13 protein-coding genes and 1 pseudogene are annotated in these 19,557 nt (G+C 59.0%); 4 read left to right on the top strand and 10 right to left on the bottom strand.

Going from position 1 to position 19,557, the window contains the following annotated elements; genetic code table 11:
• Positions 1-292: 292 nt before the first annotated feature.
• From IB267_RS31500 to IB267_RS31455, 10 genes and pseudogenes are all read right to left on the bottom strand, one after another.
• Positions 293-1,720, bottom strand: coding sequence for an autotransporter domain-containing protein (locus tag IB267_RS31500; protein ID WP_192451328.1), 1,428 nt, complete (start codon positions 1,718-1,720; stop codon positions 293-295).
• 10 nt (positions 1,721-1,730) lie between these two features.
• Complete coding sequence (gene istB / locus IB267_RS31495) at positions 1,731-2,525, bottom strand: IS21-like element helper ATPase IstB (RefSeq protein ID WP_192451327.1); 795 nt, start codon at positions 2,523-2,525, stop codon at positions 1,731-1,733.
• Positions 2,515-4,048, bottom strand: a pseudogene (gene istA, locus IB267_RS31490) (IS21 family transposase). Before istA ends, istB begins: the two are co-directional and overlap by 11 nt.
• Positions 4,049-4,705: 657 nt before the next feature.
• Positions 4,706-5,137, bottom strand: a complete 432-nt coding sequence (locus IB267_RS31485; protein WP_192451306.1) for a type II toxin-antitoxin system PemK/MazF family toxin — start codon at positions 5,135-5,137, stop codon at positions 4,706-4,708.
• Positions 5,124-5,402: a type II toxin-antitoxin system Phd/YefM family antitoxin gene (locus IB267_RS31480; RefSeq protein ID WP_192358126.1), complete on the bottom strand. Its 279-nt coding sequence runs from the start codon at positions 5,400-5,402 to the stop codon at positions 5,124-5,126. The genes IB267_RS31485 and IB267_RS31480 overlap by 14 nt, the downstream gene beginning before the upstream one ends.
• A 382-nt stretch (positions 5,403-5,784) precedes the next feature.
• Positions 5,785-6,321, bottom strand: coding sequence for a TetR/AcrR family transcriptional regulator (locus tag IB267_RS31475; RefSeq protein ID WP_192451326.1), 537 nt, complete (start codon positions 6,319-6,321; stop codon positions 5,785-5,787).
• A 372-nt stretch (positions 6,322-6,693) separates the two neighbouring features.
• Positions 6,694-8,277: an arylsulfatase gene (locus IB267_RS31470; RefSeq protein WP_246810905.1), complete on the bottom strand. Its 1,584-nt coding sequence runs from the start codon at positions 8,275-8,277 to the stop codon at positions 6,694-6,696.
• Positions 8,278-8,349: 72 nt separating this feature from the next.
• Positions 8,350-10,734 carry an arylsulfatase gene (locus IB267_RS31465; protein ID WP_192451305.1) on the bottom strand — a complete coding sequence of 795 codons (2,385 nt, stop codon included), beginning with the start codon at positions 10,732-10,734 and terminating at the stop codon, positions 8,350-8,352.
• A gap of 69 nt (positions 10,735-10,803) precedes the next feature.
• On the bottom strand, positions 10,804-12,357 hold the full coding sequence (locus tag IB267_RS31460) for an arylsulfatase (protein WP_192451304.1): 1,554 nt from the start codon (positions 12,355-12,357) through the stop codon (positions 10,804-10,806).
• A 495-nt stretch (positions 12,358-12,852) separates the two neighbouring features.
• Positions 12,853-13,545 (bottom strand): GntR family transcriptional regulator, encoded by a 693-nt coding sequence (locus IB267_RS31455; protein ID WP_192451303.1) that lies wholly within the window; start codon positions 13,543-13,545, stop codon positions 12,853-12,855.
• A 176-nt stretch (positions 13,546-13,721) separates the two neighbouring features.
• On the opposite strand from IB267_RS31455, the gene IB267_RS31450 reads away from it, so the two are divergent.
• The 4 genes from IB267_RS31450 to IB267_RS31435 all read left to right on the top strand — a co-directional run bounded on the left by IB267_RS31450 (position 13,722) and on the right by IB267_RS31435 (position 19,527).
• Complete coding sequence (locus IB267_RS31450) at positions 13,722-14,831, top strand: mandelate racemase/muconate lactonizing enzyme family protein (protein ID WP_192451302.1); 1,110 nt, start codon at positions 13,722-13,724, stop codon at positions 14,829-14,831.
• 340 nt (positions 14,832-15,171) lie between these two features.
• Entirely contained in the window at positions 15,172-16,692 is a 1,521-nt protein-coding gene (locus IB267_RS31445; RefSeq protein WP_192451301.1) for a sensor histidine kinase, read from the top strand.
• A gap of 145 nt (positions 16,693-16,837) precedes the next feature.
• Positions 16,838-18,061 carry a putative DNA modification/repair radical SAM protein gene (locus IB267_RS31440; RefSeq protein WP_192451300.1) on the top strand — a complete coding sequence of 408 codons (1,224 nt, stop codon included), beginning with the start codon at positions 16,838-16,840 and terminating at the stop codon, positions 18,059-18,061.
• On the top strand, positions 18,058-19,527 hold the full coding sequence (locus IB267_RS31435; RefSeq protein WP_192451299.1) for a UdgX family uracil-DNA binding protein: 1,470 nt from the start codon (positions 18,058-18,060) through the stop codon (positions 19,525-19,527). Before IB267_RS31440 ends, IB267_RS31435 begins: the two co-directional genes overlap by 4 nt.
• Positions 19,528-19,557 lie beyond the last annotated feature (30 nt).

The raw sequence follows: 19,557 nt of genomic DNA, 5'->3' as shown, positions 1-19,557 counted from the left end.
CCATCACCCGCACTTGGCCTACCCTCTGCATCCCCGGCCAGCGCCGGGCAGGCCAAGCGCTGATCTACATCACCAGGGGGTCAAAATTGGATGCCGATAAGGGGTGAATTTTGGACGCTGATTGACACTCCAGCGGCATCTCTTCGACCAAACGCTGGCTCAACGGAAAATGGAAGTGGAGCGAGACTGCGTGAGCGAACAAAAAGTCGGCTAAAGATGACGCTTATAGCTGACAGGGCTTGGGGACATGAAGGCGAGATCCGCCAAAGCGCTCAGCTTTGACTACCACCTATCAGAACCGCACGTCGATCCTCGCCTTGAAACCGTGTTCCTGCGCATCGGTCGCGATCTGACCATTGTAGGAAAGTCCTAGTCTGGCGCCCGGGCGGATCTCGAAATCGAGACCGGCCTCGATAAACGCGGCATCCTCGGCAATCGGGGTGCCTGCAACCGCGAATGCGTCGCCGCCTGAGAAGATCTGCGTCGATTGAGGCACCGTGTCCCCGAAGGCGTGTCGCCAGCCGAGCGTGCCGTGCGCTCTTGCTTTCGACGTATTCAAGCCCAGGTCCGTCGCGGCGCGCAGTCCGATCGTGGTGAAGGTCGTTTGCGTTGACTGGGCGCCCGCCGCCAGTGCGGCCGCACCGCCATCTTCGCTGAAAGCCCCTGCCCGCAGATTGACAAAGGCAAGGCCGGCGAATGGTTCGAAGTAGCCGGCGGCAGTATCAATCCGGTATCCGGCTTCGCCAAAGGCCTGGAAAGTGTGGGCATCATAGGCGGCGGCCAGACGATCGGAAAAGCCGTTGAAAGCGACGGAACGATTGGTTCCGATGTCGTGCCGAGTATAAGCCAATCCGCCCGTCAGCCGGAGAGCATCCCATCGGCCGCCACCATAAAGCCCGAAATGATAATCGTCGCTCGAGCCGGGGGACGACCTGTCGCCCGAAGCGAAGTAGGTGTGGCTGTAGCCCGTCAGCAGTCCGACCCGCACGTCAGGAGAGAAGAACGTGCCGTCGATACCGGCGAGAAAACCTCTGATCGAGCGGTCAAGCGTTGCGGCGTTGCCGTCACCGTCAGTCGTGCCCCAGGCGCCGTAGGCGTGGCCCCACACCATCAATCCCTCGCCATCGACCGACGTGGCGTGCAGCCTATCTGACCTGTAGGCCATGGTTTGCACGGAGGTCGGAGCCCCGGAGAATGCGGCCTGCAGGCGTTCGTTGACGGAATCGCGCACGAAGTGGCTCTCCTCGATCAGCGCAGTCTTGGCCGATGCATGGATCTCGCCGGAAAGCGCGTCGAACGCTTTGCCGATCAGTCCCTCGTCGTCAGGCAGAATGGCGACCGCGCCGTAAACCTCCGAGTCGAGACCGAGGCTATCGACGGCTCCCGCGGTCGCCCTCTGGTTCCGCGTCCTCACCTTGTCGACGAAGTCGATGTCGTTGCGTGTCAGTTCGAGATAAACGTTGTTCGCGTCATAGCCAAGCTCGGGCACCAAGAACGCGTAGTCGGAGACGACATCGCTGGACCTGCCGTCGACGCCGCCGTCGACCGTCAGGATGACGTACGTGGAGAATGGCCGGTAGCTCCCGGTCGTGCCGAGATGGGCGACGGTGGCACCGTTCAGATATGCTGTTCCGGTGGTGTGAATGAGGTCGCTGTCGTGTTGGTTTTCACGCGGAACTGAGCCGGTTTTTCCACCGAGAAGTGAGCCACCTCTAAGTATGGTTTTCTGATCAGGGTTTGGTCAATGGGTTGGTCTTTTCTCCCCTCTTCTGTGCCGCGGCGGCCGAGCTGGCCTTGAAGCGGAAGCTGTCATTTCCGGTTTCGAGGATATGGCAACGGTGGGTCAGGCGATCGAGCAGAGCGGTGGTCATCTTGGCATCGCCGAAGACCGTGGCCCATTCGCTAAAGCTGAGGTTGGTGGTGATGATGACGCTGGTGCGCTCGTAGAGCTTGCTCAGCAGGTGGAAGAGCAGCACTCCGCCTGACACGCTGAACGGAAGATATCCGAGTTCATCCAGGATCAACAGATCGAGACGAACCAGCGTCTCGGCGATCTGGCCTGCCTTGCCCTTCGCCTTCTCCTGCTCGAGCGCATTGACCAATTCGATGGTCGAGAAGAAGCGGACCTTTCGGCGGTGATGCTCGATAGCCTGGACGCCGAGAGCGGTCGCGACGTGTGTTTTGCCTGTGCCCGGCCCGCCGACGAGGACAATGTTATGCGCTCCGTCCATGAACTCGCATCGGTGCAGTTGGCGCACCGTCGCTTCGTTGATCTCGCTGGCGGCGAAGTCGTATCCGGAGATGTCCTTGTAGGCAGGGAAGCGCGCAGCCTTCATGTGATAGGCGATCGAGCGAACCTCACGTTCGGCCATTTCGGCTTTCAACAACTGGGACACGATCGGCACGGCCGCATCAAAAGCTGGAGCACCTTGCTCGATCAGTTCCGTGACCGCTTGGGCCATGCCATACATCTTCAGGCTCCGGAGCATGATGACGACGGCGGCACTTGCGGGATCATGACGCATGGCGACCTCCCACGATCCGGACACGCAGACCATCATAGCGTTCGACGTTGGCCTTGGGTTCGCGCAACAAGGCCAGCGCCTGTGGTGTGTCGATGTCGGGACCGTCAGTCGTCTTGCCGTCGATCAGCCGATGCAGCGGGTTCAGCACATGCGTCTTGGTCGCGACGCCTTGATCCAGCGCCAGTTCCACAGCTCTGACGACGACCTGTTCGTCGTGATGAAGCACAAGAGCGAGGATGTCGGCCATCTCGCGGTCACCGCCAGGGCGGCGAAGCATCTGGTCCTGCAGTTGCCGAAAGGCCACCGGTAATTCCAGGAAGGGTGCACCATTGCGCAGAGCACCGGGCTTGCGCTGGATGACGGCAAGGTAATGCCGCCAGTCGTAAATCGTTCGTTGTGGCTTGTCGTGGCTGCGTTCTATGATCCGCGGATGTTCGCAGAGGATATTGCCCTCGGCTGCAACGACCAGTCGCTCGGGATAAATCCGCAGGCTGACGGGCCGGTTCGCAAAAGACGCAGGCACGCTGTAGCGATTACGCTCGAAGGTGATCAGGCATGTCGGCGAGACGCGCTTGCTCTGCTCGACGAAGCCGTCAAAAGCGATAGGCAATGCCATCAATGCTGCCCGCTCATCAGCCCAAACATCCGCGATCGCACCGGACAAAGTGCCATACGGCGTCTCCCGCCACAGGTCCTGGCAATGCTGTTCCAGCCCGGTATTCAACGCCAGCAAATCCGGAAAGTCTGGCATCTGCTGCCACAGCCGCGGTCGGGCATCCTGGACATTCTTCTCGACTTGGCCCTTCCCCCAGCCCGCAGCGGGATTGCAGAACTCAGGCGCAAAGACGTAGTGGTTCGTCATCGCGAGGAACCGGATATTGACCTGTCGCTCCTTGCCGCGGCCGACGCGATCGACTGCTGTCTTCATGTTATCGTAGATGCCCGCGAGCAGGGACGCCGCCGAACACACGCAAGCCGTGCCAATGGGCGTCAAAGACCATCTCGTGCGTTTGCAGCAGGTAGGCTCTGACCAGAAAAGCCCGACTGTGCGATAGCTTGATGTGTGCCACCTGAAGCTTTGTGCGTTCGCCGCCGATCACGGCATAGTCCTCACTCCAATCGAATTGGAATGCTTCGCCTGGGCGGAATGACAGCGGTACGAATATGCCACGGCCCGTCGTCTGTTGCTCACGTTGCCGATCAGCTCGCCACTCGCGGGCGAAAGCGGCTACCCGGCCATAGGAGGCGGTAAAGCCGAGAGCCACCAGGTCGGCATGTGCCTGCTTCAGTGTTCGGCGCTGCTTGCGCGACTTTCCGGCCTCTGTCTTCAGCCAGGCCGCCAGTTTGTCGGCAAATGGATCAAGCTTGCTCGGCCGTTCCGGTACCGTAAACGTCGGCTCGATCGTGCCCGCGTTCAAATACTGTGCGATCGTGTTACGCGACAGCCCGGTGCGCCGGTTGATCTCGCGGATCGACTGCTTCTCGCGTAGCGCCATCCGACGGATGATGTTTAAAAGTCCCATGTGGATCACTCCGTTGCCCGTCGCTCTCCGCGTTGGGGGAAGGTTCACATGGCTCAATTCTCAATGGAAATTATGCGCCTAACCGGCTCAGTTCTGCGTGGAAACCAACAGCCAGACACCTCGAACAGCTAATAAAGCCTCGCATAGAAATCGAACGTGAAATCCGGCTATTAATGGCCGACCAAACTGACAACGAGAGACCTGCGGCGCTTGGTGCGATGCTTGCCGAACTCCAACGCCTCGGGCTTGCGCCGAAAACCGCGGACCAATTTCGAGGCGCCCTTCACGCGATGAACAGAGCTGCGCATGGTCTGGACGTCGCTCCCGGGGACGCGTCTGAAGCGACCGAGGTTGCAACTGCCTTCCTCGCTGAGCTTCAAGCCATTCGCAACGGCCGACTCTCCTGATTGGCAGACGCCCGCAGAGTCGGCGCGGTCTGCCTCAAGATTTCCCGAAGATACATTATGCGATCTGCTTGGCCCAGACCGTGAACATACGCGCAACGAGCCTTTGCTAGGGTTGGTCTGCCCTTCGGCTTGACGGTTGCTTCACGGGAGTTCGGCGCAAGATGCTAGCGAACCCCGTAATTGCCGTCCCGTCTTTTCGGGGACGTCATGCGATGCGCCATTTTGCAGAAATTGCCGGAACAAATCGCTTTTAAGAACTACGCGGGGTCGCCCGATGTCTTTGGCTGCGCGCTAGCCCGACAAAACGACGCTTCACCTCTTCGAACAGGGCCGGAGGCAACGGGCCGTGGTAGCCGCTTTCCGTGTCGAGCGGTCGGACGTCCGGCCCTGGCCAGGCAAAGCGGTTGCTTTCCGTCACAACAATCCAGGAGCGTTCGTCATCCAACCCCAATCGACGCTTTGTCGCCGGCGGAATCTCGACGGCATTTGCCGGGTCGGAAGGTGGCGTATGCGTGATCGGAAGGACCCGGACCACCGGCGTTCCATCTTCCAAGGTGGCAACGACGGCAAGAACGAGCGCTGGGCGATCCTTGTCCCCTTCTTCTCGTCCTTCCAAATGCTGCCAGTGCCAGAGATAGGAATAGCGGAAGACCCAGCCGACCTTCGGCTCAGCCGGCAGCATTCTTGTCCTTCGTCAATTCGGCATTGAGATGGTCAAGTCCGGGATCCATCGTGGATTTTTCGACTGCGGCGAGCTCGTCGGCATCCAACGCGCTCGTCAGCTCGACTTGGCGCTCGCGCCGCATCAATCGAAGGTAGTCCTCATAGGCGATCAAAACCGTGCGCGGTCGGCCGTTCTTAGTGATAATCAACGGCTCGCGCACGGCCGCGTCCTGATAGGCTCCAAAATTCTTGGAGACCGCAGCGGCGGTTACGGTGGATGTCATCATGCACCTCCATTTTCCGTAAAATACGTACTTTACGGAAACATACAAGATGCCAACGTCACCAAGAGCTTGAATCGGCCCGAAAGAAAGCAGCGCGGTCGGCCCGATTGGTTGACGGTTCGAGTCCTGCCGGGCCCACCATATCAGCATGCTGGTCGCCAAACGGCCGTTGCTTGACGCAGCACCTGGATAACGAATGTTCAACGCAGCCAAAAGAAGCTTATCAGTTATAGCGGCTCCCCCGAGCCTCGCTTCACGACGTAGGAGACCGCCTCGTTCAGCGATAACTTTGATGTCACTTGCGACAAGGACGTACGACACGCCCCCGGGGGCGGCCGCTCTATTGCAGGTTTTAGGATTTGCGCGAAAAGACGCCTCGCCGTTATGAACGCACCCCGATGCCCTCAACGACGATACGGATGATGTGTCTGATGTCATCCTCGGTGAACTGGCCTGCAGCGAGGGCTGAAAGCATCGCCTGCCCATAGAGTCCAAGAAGAACCAGCGCCATGAAATTGGGGTCGTCATCCATGCGAATGACACCCTGCCGCTGGCCGAGCATCAGAATATCTCTGACAAGCCGTTGGAATGATGGTCGATCGGGGGGCGCTTCAAGGGATGGCCGTCCAGCCGGGGCAAGCGCCAGCTTAGCAAGCGAGGGGTTCGCCAAGCACCAGCGCGCGTTGTCGAAAAAGGCGCCTTCGAGCAAGGGAATCACGTCGTCGCCGGCCTCTATCCGATCGCGATAGGGCGCGTCGTTCGCTGCCATACGAGCGATGAGCTTCGCGGCGATTTCGTCTTTCGACGCGAACAGATTGTAGACCGTCTTGCGGGTCAGGCCCGCCCGTATCGCGATTTCCTCAAAGGAAGTGGCAGCAAATCCCTTTTCCCGAAACGCCGCGTCGGCAGCATCGAGGATGAGGGATCGGGAACGTTCCGTTCGCTGGAGCGATCAGGCGACGTTTGCGGCGGCCTTCCACTAGACGCTGGTTCCTGCCTCCGACACTGAAAAGCGAGGCAACCCGATAAACGTCTATAGCGCTACAGAAAACATAAGAAGATTCGATATTTTTATTGAGAAGAACAAATCCCACAGGCGTGCTCCACTGGACTTGTTGTGCGTTGAGCGCGAACAGGTCAGTGCGGCGCTTGCGACATAAGCGACAGCGACACCTCCCGCGACATAGAAGGTTCGAAATCGCCTGGCGGAGCGCGGCGGGACGCAGGGCTCAAGGCTTTGCATCGCGTTGACAACGGTGCGAGATTTCGAGGCAAGCTACTGGGCCTTGACCTACTGCGCCAGTCCGATGTCCTTTGGCGGGTATTTCTTGAACGTCGCCGCATGCGCTTTCATCTCTGCGCCAAGTGACGCAAGCCATGCGTTCATGCGGTGTCCGACCGGATATTGCTCCTTCGGGTCGATGTAGAGATTGAATACCCAGGGGGCGAGCCCGACGTCGGTGATGGTGGACATGTCGATATCCAGCCATTGCGATTTGGTTTCCACCACCTTGGTCATGATCTTGTATTCGTACATGCGCATGGCCATGAAGTTCTGTTCGTTCCAGATGTAGATCTTCTCACGCTTCGAGTGGCCACCGTCGGCGAGCAGGAAGGACGTCTGGTCGATGCCGTCGATGTAGCGGTCGGTTGGGATCTTGTCCAAAGCGCCACCGAGATCGAGGGATGTGTTGAAGAGGTCCATCAGATCGAACAATTCGTCGCTCTGTCGACCGGGGCTGATCATGCCGCGCCAGTAGGCAATGCCGGGCACGCGGACGCCGCCTTCCCAGGCGGATCCCTTCGCCCCCCGGAACGGCGTCGTGCCACTATCTGGCCAGCTATCCATCTGGGGGCCGTTGTCCGACGTGATAAAGATGAACGTATTATCGAGCACCCCGGCATCGTCCAGCGCCTTCACCATCTCACCGATATAGCCGTCGACCTCGACGACCGCGTCCTTGTAGGGATATTTGCTGTCACTCTTGCCTTCGAACTCCCTGGAAGCGAAGTTGTCGGCGTGGACCTTCATGAAGGCATGTTCCAGGAAAAACGGCTTGTTGCCCTTGGCCAATTCCCTGATCTTCGCGACGCTGAACTCCTTAAGCGTGTGGTCGGCCTCGGCAATGTCGTCAAGACTTTCCATTTTCTGTGCGACGGTCGTTTCTCCGCCCTTGAAGCCGTGGATCAGAGCTTCGCTGGCTCCAGTGTCGCGGAACATCTGCATCCGTTCGGGGTTCAGCACCAGATCTGGATAGCGACGTTTATCCAGGGCTTTCGACAGTTCCTGCGAGGCTGGGTAGAAGCCATAGAATTCATCAAACCCGATCTCATGCGGACGCATGCCCTCGACATCCCCGACATGCCACTTCCCGCAAAGCACGGTCGCATAGCCAACCTCGCCCAGGAGCTTCGGAAGCGAGGTTTCCTCGCCCCACGGGTTCTTGGTAATCTTGTCTCCCGCGAGAATTGGCCGGGTCAGTCCCGTACGCACCGGCAGGCGTCCAGTGAGGATCGCGGAGCGGGTCGGCGTGCAGGTCGGCTGTGAATACGCGGAGGTCAGCATCAAGCCTTCGCGCGCGAGCCTGTCCATGTTGGGCGTCGCCGCACCGACGGCTGCTCCGCCACCATAAACGCCGGGGTCACCCCATCCCATGTCATCGATCAGGAACCAGACAATGTTGGGCTTTCTACCAATTCTCTTCTGCAATTCGGCTAATTTCTCGGCTGCAGTTCTGTCCTGATCAGGAAAGGAAAGCGCAGGCTCCATCGTTTCGCTGGTCCGGACCGCCTTGCTCAGCACGGACTGGGCAAGGGCCGGACCCAGCAGACTGAGTGCAAAAACGCCGCTTGCAAGTGTTCTATAGAAAGACATTTTATCCTCCGTGGGCTTACACCCGCTCGTCAACGTTTTATCGACACGAAACTCGGTGCCGAGGCACTCCCATCACTTCAGGTGGACTTTCACTGCATCGATCTTGCCGTCGAACTTGAAGGGCCGTCGCTCGGCGTAGACGTGTGAGACCGGAGAACCGAGATCTGTGCCGACATCGAAAGTTTCCGATGCGGTGAATGCAGCGGGCACCGTCCGAGCTACCGTCGTGCGGGCAACCGCTTTGCCGTCGACCTTCAGGACGACATCCGCGGACGACAACGGCCTGGGGCTCTGCAGCGTCGTATCGATCTCGATCAGGTGCTTGCCGGGCGGCAGCCTGTCGGGGCTACGGGCCCGATAGTTCTCGATGATCATCATGTTGTATTCGTAAACAAGATGTCCGTCATCCATGTAGACGACAAGCCCGCCGCTTGCCCCGCCGAGCGCGTAGAGGACGCCGTTGGCGTTCTCGCGGAAGTCTGCGTCCACCATGACGACACTGCTCTCCCGGCCAAGACCCGGCGCCGTAAACTCGGGCATGCGGATCGTGTCGGCGTCGAAACTCCAGTTCGTATAGGGAGTCTTGATGCGGTCTTCCGGATGCAGCCGAAGCCAGTTGCCTGCACCGATCGGAAAGACCTTGTTGTCTTTGGCCACCTCAAGAAAACGCGCCTTCATGGCGGCGAGTCGATCCTTCTCGATCGCCGCAAGGTCGTCAGCCTGTGAAAAGTCCTTGGCGAGATTATAGAGTGCCCAGGTGTCCCTATCCGGATCCCAATCCTTGTTGAACGGCTGGGAAGCCTGCCACGGAACGAACGGGCCGAATACCGAGGCGATCCAGCCGCCTTCATAGAGCGCCCGGCTGCCGTTGTTCTCGAAGTACTGCTCGGTTTTGGTGTCGGCGGCAGCTGCATCGTTGAAGCTGTAGACCATGCTCACGCCGTCGATCGGGTCCTGCTTCTGACCGTTGACCTCCAGCGGTGGCGTGATGCCGAGGACATCGTAGATCGTCGGCGCAATATCGTTGACATGATGGAACTGTGAGCGGGGCCGTTTGTCAGGCCCGATCTTCGACGGCCATGAGACCACGAGCGGATTGCGCGTGCCCCCGAAGTAGGAGGCGACGAGCTTGGTCGCCTGGAACGGCGTCGATCCCGCCCATGCCCAGCCGGCGTGGTACATATTGTCCATATCGCGACCGCCGAGCGCCTTGATGCCTCCGAGTTTGTCCATCGCCCTCAGATGCTGGTCGATCGTATTCGGGATGCCGTTCTGCGCCAGGAGTTCGCTGATCGTCCCGGCTTGGCCTTCGGCGCTCGATCCGTTGTCACCGAATATGTAGAAAATCAGCGTGTTGTCGCGTAGGCCGAGTTTGTCGATCTCGTCGACGACGCGCCCGGCCTCAAAGTCTGCGTGCTCGGTGAACCCTGCGAAGACCTCCATCAGCCGGGTCTGGAACGGTCGCTCGCTTTCGTGAATACTGTCCCATGCCGCCAGACTCTCTGGCCGTGGCGTCAGCTTCGTATCGGCCGGGATCCAGCCCAAGGCCTTCTGGCGGGCGAAGACCTCTTCACGCAACTTATCCCATCCTCCGTCGAACTTGCCTTTGTATCGATCGGCCCACTCCGGAAAGATGTGATGGGGGCCATGCGAGGCACCGGGCGCCCAATACATCAGGAATGGCTTGTCGGGTGAGTAGGCCTGATGCTTGTGGAGCCAGGTGATGGCATGGTCGGCGAGATCGGTCGTAAGGTGGTACTTCGGGTCGTTCGGCGGCTCGACCAGCGAGGTGTTCTCCACCAGCCGTGGCTCCCATTGCGACGTCTCTCCGGCTAGAAACCCGTAGAAATACTCGAAACCGTAGCCCGTCGGCCAACGATCGAACGGACCCATGGCTGTGGTTTCGGTTGCGGGCGTGTTGTGCCACTTGCCAAAGGCCGCTGTGTTGTAGCCATAGTTCTTCAGCACCTCAGCGACGGTCGCCGAGGTCTTCGGGATAACGCCGACATAGCCCTCCCAATCGAGCGCACGTTCCGCGATCGTACCGGAACCGACCCTGTGGGCATTGCGTCCGGTCAGAAGCGCAGCACGGGAAGGCGAGCATATCGCCGTCGTGTGGAAGGCGTTGTAGGAAATGCCCTCGGCAGCCAATCGCGACAATGTCGGCGTATGCACAAAGCCGCCGAAGGTGTCGGCGACCCCGAAGCCGACATCATCCATGAGCACGATGAGAATGTTCGGCGCATTGGCAGGAAGATGTCGCTCTTCCACCCGGCGCTGGTGAACGGAATCCTTCAACGTCGGCCCGGCGACGCTCTTGGACGGCGTTGGTTGAAATGGCAGCACGGAACCGCCGTCGGCGGCCGTCGCCGTTTGGCAGAGCCCGCCCAAAATTGACAGAAATCCGGCGACAACCAATGAAACGGCGCCGGTCGGTGGCACTATGTTTGTCCACATGCCGATATCCTCCCCGTTTGGCCCGCGACGGTAGCCTATCACCGTTGCCGGTCTCGACTTGACGGGACGCTATTGTTGACTCTGCTGAATGCGGTTCAACTGCGCCTGGATGCCTTCGATGGTCTTGCCGAAATTGCCGCTGAGGGGCGTCTGGCGCGGCGGGAACTGTTTGAATGTTTCCATATGCTGGGCGACGATGCCGATGATCGGCGTCAGAACCCACGTTTTGTGTTCCTCGAACTGACGGCCGACATCCCCCAACTGACGCTCGAACGGATCCATCAGGATGTTGGTAATCAGCGGACGGCTAAGGTTTTGCAGCGGATCGTCCCAGCGTTCGCCGGACTTGACTGAGAACGAGATCTTGTACTGCTTGTAGCGGATCGCCGTCAGCGTGGTCTCGTCGTAATAGAACTCGAAATTCCGTGCCGACCTGTCGGTCTTGCCAGCAAATAAGGCGGTCTGATCGTATCCATCGAGATGCAGCTTGTAGCTCCTCCCGTTATAGGTCGCACCCGCCTTCAGTTTTTCGACGACGTCTTTGTCTCCGGCCGCGGCTGCAAGCGTTGGCATTAAGTCCGTCATGTCGACGATTTCCGAACTGACCCGACCGCCAGGAGCGCCCGGCCAACGAATGATCGCCGGCACGCGAACGCCGCCTTCCCAGGTGGTACCTTTGTCGCCCTTGAATGGCGACGTGCCGCCTTGCGGCCACATGTACTGATAGGCCCCGTTGTCGGTTGTGTAGACAACGATGGTGTTCTTCGCCAGGCCCGTCGCATCAAGCCTGTCCAGGAGCTCACCGACCTGGGCGTCGTGCTCGGCGAGCCCATTGCCGTAGGTGTCGTCGATGCCGGCGCGAGACAGTTTGCGCGATTCGTCCTTGAGATGGATGAAGACGTGCTGTCTGGTCGAGTTGTGCCACAGGAAGAAAGGTCTACCGTCCTTGGCGCGCTGATCGAGATAGGTCAGAGACTTGGCGACGACCTCCTCGTCGAAGGTTTCCATACGTTTGACCGATAGCGGTCCCTCGTCTTTGACCTCGCCGCCAGCAGTGCAGGAGACGATCCCGCGCGGATCGAACTTCTTGCGGAATTGCGTATCTGAGGGGCGGTCCGGATCCTCAAGGTCTTCGTTGGCATTGAGGTGATAGAGATTGCCCCAGTATTCGTCGAAGCCATGATTGCAAGGCAGGTGCTCGTTGAGGTCGCCGAGATGGTTCTTCCCGAACTGGGCTGTTGCGTACCCTTCGGTCTTGAGGATTTCCGCAAGCGTGATGTCTTCCTTCTGCAATCCGATCGGCGATCCCGGTGTTCCGACCGTCGTGAGACCTGTACGCACTGGCAGCTGCCCCGTGATGAAGGCTGCCCTGCCTGCCGTGCAGCTCGGCTGCGCATAGAATGACGTCAGCCGCAGGCCCTCCTTGGCAAGACGGTCGATATTGGGCGTTGCGGCCCCCATGATGTCGCCGCCGTAGGACGATACGTTCATGTAGCCGATGTCGTCACCAAGGATGACAACAATGTTGGGTTTGGCCTCGGCGGCTTGCATCGGGAGGCTATACAGGGACGCGGCTGCAGCGGAGACCAGCAGGCCGCGCCAAACTTTGGACCGCTTGTTCACGGCGTGTTTCCGATCAACGATCGTTTGGCCTCCCTACGCGCAGAGGCCCTCATCGCATGCATGATCTCGTATTGAGCAGGTAGGATGCTCCGTTCAGAGGATGACTGGAGGCGGAACGGAACAGTCGAAGATGCTATGTATCGTTGTCCGACAGTGACGCAAATCTACTTTAAAGACTACTTAAATAGCACACTCAGACACACGGGTCGAGGAAGTCGATTCCGGTGCCCAGGTCGGCTACCGAGGGCGACCTCACGCGGGCCGCGGCTTCCCGGACGTTCAAACCGGCCGCCAGATGCTGACGGGCTCTGGCAAGCTCTGTGTTGTCACCTCCTTCGATAAAGCCCCAGGTTTGGGTCTACTTTACGAGCAATGAAGCAGGTTCCGTCCCTGAGCATCCACTGCGACACAACGGCCAACTTGCGACCGATCCGCATGTCGGCTCCTATGCCGCGGCTACAATTCCGGTTTTGCACCGTCCACTTGCTTGGCGTGTCAGCCTTCGAGCGCCTCAGCGACTTCATCACGGCTGTGCATAGTCGTCAGTCCGCGGCGTATATGGTCGATATGCTCGCGCATGAGGCGCGCGCCCTCCTCGAAGGCGCCATGCTCGCATAGACGCAGAAGCTCCGCATGTTCGGCGACCGCCCGTCCTCGATCACCTCGGATGGTCGATAGCTGTATCCGGGTGTACCGGTCGCATTCGACGAGCAGGCTCTGCACTGTCAGGAATACACGCGGACTGCGTGCGTGCTTATAGAGTGTGAGATGGAACTCGGTGTTCAGTTCGTTCCAGACATCAATATCGAGCTCATCGATAGACGCGGCGTAGCGCCTCTGTATCTGGTGAAGCGCCTTCAAGTCGTCTCTCGTTAGCCGCGGAACTGACCGCTTGAACAAAAACGGTTCAAGGAGAAGCCGCATGTTGAACAGCTCTTCGATTTCATCGGGCGTAAGCTGAACAACGATCGCCCCCCGGTGGGGCAAGATCTTCAGCAGTCCCTCGCTTTCAAGTTGGACTAGGGCCTCACGGATGGGGATGCGGCTCATCCCGAGGTCCTCCGCCAAGCCATCCTGACGCAGCTGAAAGCCTGGGGGATAGTCGCCCGCCAGGATGCGATTGCGAATTTCCTCGGCCGCGGCAGACGCCATCGTCTTGTGCTTGAGGCCCTTTGCGGCTGTAGCCATGGCATCGATCCTAACCAACTCGTGATCCTTCGTACCGGGGTTCGAAATTTTAAACAACATTCGCCCCTGACCTTCTTCCTGCTTTCCCTTGTCACGTTTCCTTGCCTTCAAGCGGACGCTGACTTGAATGCCGTTAAATTATATTTTATACAATATACAACATCAAGGAGTTTCAGGTGAAGATAATCGGCATCGACGTCTACAAATACGAAGTGGGCTACGCCCACGGCACTTACGTTATGTCTGGCAACCGCGTAGCCGCGGCCGAGGATGGCACGGTCGTGCGCATCCGCACGGACGAAGGGCTCATCGGCTGGGGCGAAATCACAACACTCGGAAAGGTTTATCTCCCGACATTCCCGCAGGGGATTCGCACTGCCTTGAAAGATCTCGGAGAAGCACTCGTCGGCGCCGATCCAACCAATATCGGCAACGTAGCGCGTATTATGAATAGCACGCTGATGGGCCAGGAATTCGCGAAGAGCCCACTCGATATCGCCTGCTGGGATATCTTCGGCAAATCATTGAACCGACCGATTTCGGCGCTCATTGGCGGCGTTCAGAATGAGCGGTTCCCAATCTACGAAGCGGTCCCGCTGGATCGCCCCGAGGCGATGGCTGAGTTTATTCGCGAACGTCGACAAGCAGGGATTAATCGCTTCCAGTTGAAGGTCGGCAATAATCCGTTCGACGACATAGCGCGTACGCGGGCAAGCGTTGAAGCCGGTGATTTGGAAACTGTCATCGTGGCCGATTCAAACGGCGGTTGGTCGCTCGCGTCCGCTAAGCTTGCGCTGCAGGGGCTGAGCGGTCTTCCTGTGTATGTGGAACAACCCTGCCGCAGCACGATTGACTGCATTCTTGCCCACCGCGGATCATCGATCCCGCTGGTGCTTGACGAGTCCATCGTCAATCACGACGAAGTCTACCGTGCAAAATTTGAGGCCAATGCCGTATCCGTCAACCTTAAGTTCGGCAAGCTCGGCGGGCTGACCAATGTCGTAAAGGCCCGTGACTTGCTTCAGGAGTTGAACATGGCGGTGTCCGTCGAGGACATGTGGGGCGGCGACATCATTACCGCGGCGACATCGCACGTCGCGGCCACCACTCGCCCGGAGTCCCTCCTTATGACACCGTTTTTCAACGACTGGACCGACGGCCATCTAGCGAACCGTACACCCCGTTCCAACGCGGGCTTCGGATCTGCTCCGACAGCGCCGGGTCTCGGCATCGAGATCGATGCGGCGAGGTTGGGCAAGCCTTTGTTCACGGTTGGCGCAAAATAATGGCGCCCAGCCGCCGGGATCGGGCTTGCGTGTGCAAGAGCTCACCGACGAGTTCGCTCGGCGCCGCATCGATCCAATCGGGTGCTTCAACCTAGTGCAGCAGGCGAGCAAACTGCTATCGCCGTCGTCGCTGTAGTGCCGGCAGGAACCGCCATTGCCGCCTGCACAATCAATGCGTCGCGAAACTCTATCGATAATATTCACGGCAGAAAGTTCGCAAACTGAGCAATTATAGGGCCGCTTCCTCGCAAGCCTGACAGCATTCCCGGAGACTCACCCTTGCATCGTGCAAGCAGACTTCTAAGATTAACTGGCTGTAGGGTTTGGAGCGGGCGGCTGCATGGACACAGGTAAGCGGCTAGCGGTCTCGACCGCTGCCACATCAATCGTGGCGGCCATGTTTGCGGCGCTCGTCGTCCTACTCTTCTTGTGGGTCTACGAGAGCTATCGCTCTTCGATTCTTCGAACCGAGGAGCGTGCCGCGGCCGCATCAAAGATTGTGGCGACCAATGCAAGCTGGATCAATGCGTTGGCTGTTCAGGCCCTTCGGCGAATTGACGACACGCTGGGCCCCACGCTTGGGCTCGCGTCTGACGAAGTGGCAGACATCAATCTGGCGGTGTCAGACCTGCCTGGGCAGGTTCAGGCTTACGTCGTTGATCGCAACGGCCGGACGTTGTTCTCAACAGACCCCAATATTAGGCCGATCGACATTCGGGATCGGCCATACTTCTCCGCACTTGCAACTGGCCAAAAATCCTACGTCTCGGGCCTGCTCGTAAGCCGGCTGAACCATCACCAAATTTTCGTTTTCAGCAAGCGCCTGGAACGGAATGGCGTCTTCGCCGGAGCTGCAATGGTTTCCTTCGAAGGCAGATTGCTCAAGGAAGTTTGGGAGGCGGTTTCGCTCGGGGAGAACTCCACTGTCAGCATGATACGAAACGATGGCGAACTGGTCGCAAGATACCCGGCTGCCGACGGTCCACTGAACATGAGCAAGTACGTTCTGTTCACGGAGTACTTGCCTTCGTCTCCGACGGGCACGTATTTTGCTACGTCGCCTGCCGACGGCGTTCGTCGAGTTGTGGCTTATCGTCGTGTGGATGGGACGGATCTCATCGCGGTCGCCTCTGAAGACTATGGGGCCGGTTTGGCGCCGTTTTGGAGTGACCTTTCCATCGCGCTGGCTGTTCTGGCGCTGGCCGCGATCGCTTCGATTGCTGCGGGGGGGTGGATTCATCACCTGGTCCGGCGCGATGTCACGAAGTCCGCGCATCTGCAAGCAGCTTTGGCCGACAATCAGCTCTTGCTGCGCGAAATCCACCATCGTGTGAAGAACAATTTCCAGGGCATTCAAAGCATAATTCGGATGCAACAACTTCCGCCTGACGCCCAGAAGGCGCTGTTTGACCGTATTGGTGCGATGATTGCGGTGCACGAACAGATCTACGAACATGACCAGTTTGATGCCGTGTCTGCCGGCGATCTCATACCGTCCGTAGTAGACAAACTTGTCGCGGCTTATGGCGACAACGTTTCGGTCCATTATGACATTGGTGACTTCAAACTGACGCCGGAGCAAGCCACGGCAATCGCGCTGCTTGTGAACGAGGTTGTGACAAACAGCCTCAAATATGCCTATCCCGACAGCTGCCCCGGACATATCGAGATCTCTTTCCAATCGGGCGAGGATCGCGCATCTCTAACGATTGTAGACAATGGTGTGGGTTTCGATCCGTCCACGGCGCGCAAAGGGATGGGTAGCCGTCTGATTCGTGGTGTCATGAGCCAACTTCACGGTACATACGAATACAAGAGATCCAGCGGGACAACTTTCAATGCGACCGTGAAGCTTCAATAGGCGACCCAGCTTCGCCTAAAGGCAACAGCGTGCCTATCGGTTGATCGACCGCGGCCACGCTTGTAGCCCCTTGCGGAAACATTGAAGATAGCGCAAAAGCATTGACGAACATATCGTGAACATCTAAAGTCGCGTTATGACATCCATGGCACTTCGAAAGAAGCTGGCGATCCTTGCGGACGCAGCGAAGTACGACGCTTCTTGTGCTTCTAGCGGCGGCGAGCGGCGAGATTCACGAAAAGGCGGCGTGGGATCTTCCGGTGGCAGCGGCATTTGCCACGCCTACACACCCGACGGGCGATGCATATCGCTTTTAAAGATCCTTATGACGAACTTCTGTATCTTCGACTGTGCCTATTGCATCAATCGCGTCAGTTCCAACGTCGAACGTGCGCGGTTCTCCGTCGAGGAAGTCGTTTCGCTGACACTCGAGTTTTACCGGCGCAATTACATCGAGGGGCTGTTTCTATCTTCCGGCATCATCCGCTCACCCGATCAGACCATGGCCGATATGGTTCGCATCGCTCGAACGCTCAGAGAAGTCCACGGCTTTAAGGGATACATCCACCTCAAGACTATTCCCGACGCTCAACCCGAACTGATACGCGACGCGGGTCTTTGGGCAGACCGTTTGTCGATCAATGTCGAGCTCCCAAAGGACACGAGCGTAAGACAGCTCGCTCCTGAAAAGCGGCCGGAGACCATTCGCGCCGCCATGGCGCAGGTGCGGCTCGAGGGCGAAGCTGCGCGAGACAAGACCCACACCGGTCGCAAACCAAGACGCTTCGCGCCTGCCGGCCAAAGCACGCAGATGATAGTTGGCGCCGATGGCGCCGATGATACCGTCATCCTCTCCTGCGCAACCCGGCTATACAGCGGCTACCATCTGCGGCGCGTCTACTATTCGGCGTTCTCTCCAATTCCGGATGCTTCCGCAGCGCTTCCCCTGGTCCGTCCCCCACTTGTGCGCGAGCACAGGCTGTATCAAGCCGATTGGCTGCTGCGATTTTACGGGTTCACGGCAGACGAAATCGCAACTGGCACACAAGGGGGATACCTAGATCTTGAGCTCGATCCGAAGACAGCCTGGGCATTGCGAAATCGGGAATTTTTCCCGGTCGACGTCAATACCGCTTCGCGCGATGTCCTTCTGCGCGTGCCGGGCTTCGGCACGCGGGTCGTCGACCGCATCATCACCGCGCGGCGCAATCATCGCCTTCGCGTCGAGGATCTCGCGCGAATGGGAGCGCTTACCCGCAAGGCAAGGCCCTTCATCGCTCTTGCGGGCTGGAGCCCGGGCGCTTTGACCGATAGCAGCGATCTTCGAGCGCGCCTTGTTCCTGCGCCGCAACAACTACAGCTCCTATGACCTACTGGGTCTCACTTGCCGCGCAGGGAACATTTGATGCCTGGCGCGACGCTGCAAGGCGGGCTATCAGCCACCGGATCGCTCCGGAAGAGATCGACTGGCATGGTTGTGGAGGGTTGTTCGACACGACACCCCTGCCCGAACGTCCCGGCGTTCACGCGACGCGGGTTCCACAGGCCTTCATGAACCTGGCAAAGTCGGTAATCTGGCATTCGGCATCTGAACGCCTGCCGCTGCTTTACCGCGCCCTTTGGCGCCTCGACAGAGGCGAAGGTGAACCGCTTTCGCCTGCGGACCCGCTCGGCCGTAAACTGTTGCTGATGCAGAAATCCGTCGATCGGGACATTCACAAGATGCACGCTTTCGTCCGGTTCCGGGAAGCGCCGGTGCAGGCCTCCCGTCGTCGCTTTGCAGCTTGGTTCGAGCCGACGCACAACACTCTGGAGCCGGGAAGCTTCTTTTTTACACGCCGCTTCGGTGACATGGATTGGGTGATCGCGACGCCACGCCTGACCGCCCGATTTGTTGGCGGCGCGCTGAGCTTTGGTCCCGGTGGCACAAAACCCGACCTGCCAGAAGATGCAGCAGAAAGTCTTTGGGCGACTTATTTCAGCAACATCTTCAACCCTGCTCGGATCAAGCTCAACGCGATGCGATCGGAGATGCCTAAGAAATATTGGCACAATCTGCCCGAAACGCGCCTGATCCCGCAAATGCTCGCCGACGCGGAAGCGCGCGTTCAGAAAATGCACGAGGCCGGCGTCTCCACACCGCGACTGGGCGCAGCCCCGGTTTCACAGCGCTATCGGTCTGCAATGCCGCAGCCACCAAAGCGGATCGATACATTGGAGGACGCTGCCAAAGCCGCGGCGCAATGTCGTGAATGCCGTCTTTGCGAAAAGGCGACGCAGACCGTCTGGGGCGAAGGGGCCGCAGACGCCGCGCTGATGATGGTAGGGGAACAGCCCGGAGACAGGGAAGACATCGAAGGCCGTACGTTCGCCGGCCCGGCCGGGCTATTGTTGCGGGAGTTGCTTGCTGACGCTGGGATGGATGCGCGAAAGTTGTGGCTGACGAACGCCGTCAAGCACTTCAAATTTAGCCCTCGTGGCAAGCGGCGCTTGCACCGCAATCCGGATCGCGGCGAAATTGCTCACTGTCGGTTCTGGCTAGGATTGGAACTCGCTTTAATCAAACCGAAGCTTACGGTGGCGCTGGGCGCCTCGGCGGCCTTTGCACTCACGGGTGACGACCGGTCCATGGCGGAACGCCGCGGCAAGGTGGAACCGGGCATACACGGCGGACCGGTCCTGATTACATGGCATCCGTCCTATATTCTGCGCGCGCGCGATCCAGCGACGGCCACGATCGCCCGAAGGGACCTCGCACGCGACGTGGCAAATGCCCTGGCACTGAGCCGCAATGTCCACGAAGAATGTGCAAAAAGCTCCAAGGAGCAAGGATAAGGCCAGCGCGACCCGAGCGGCAACCTTCAA

Origin of the sequence: Ensifer sp. ENS09, from assembly GCF_014852425.1 — a bacterium.
Classification (GTDB): Bacteria; Pseudomonadota; Alphaproteobacteria; order Rhizobiales; family Rhizobiaceae; genus Ensifer.
This window is presented reverse-complemented; position numbering and strand designations above follow the sequence as displayed.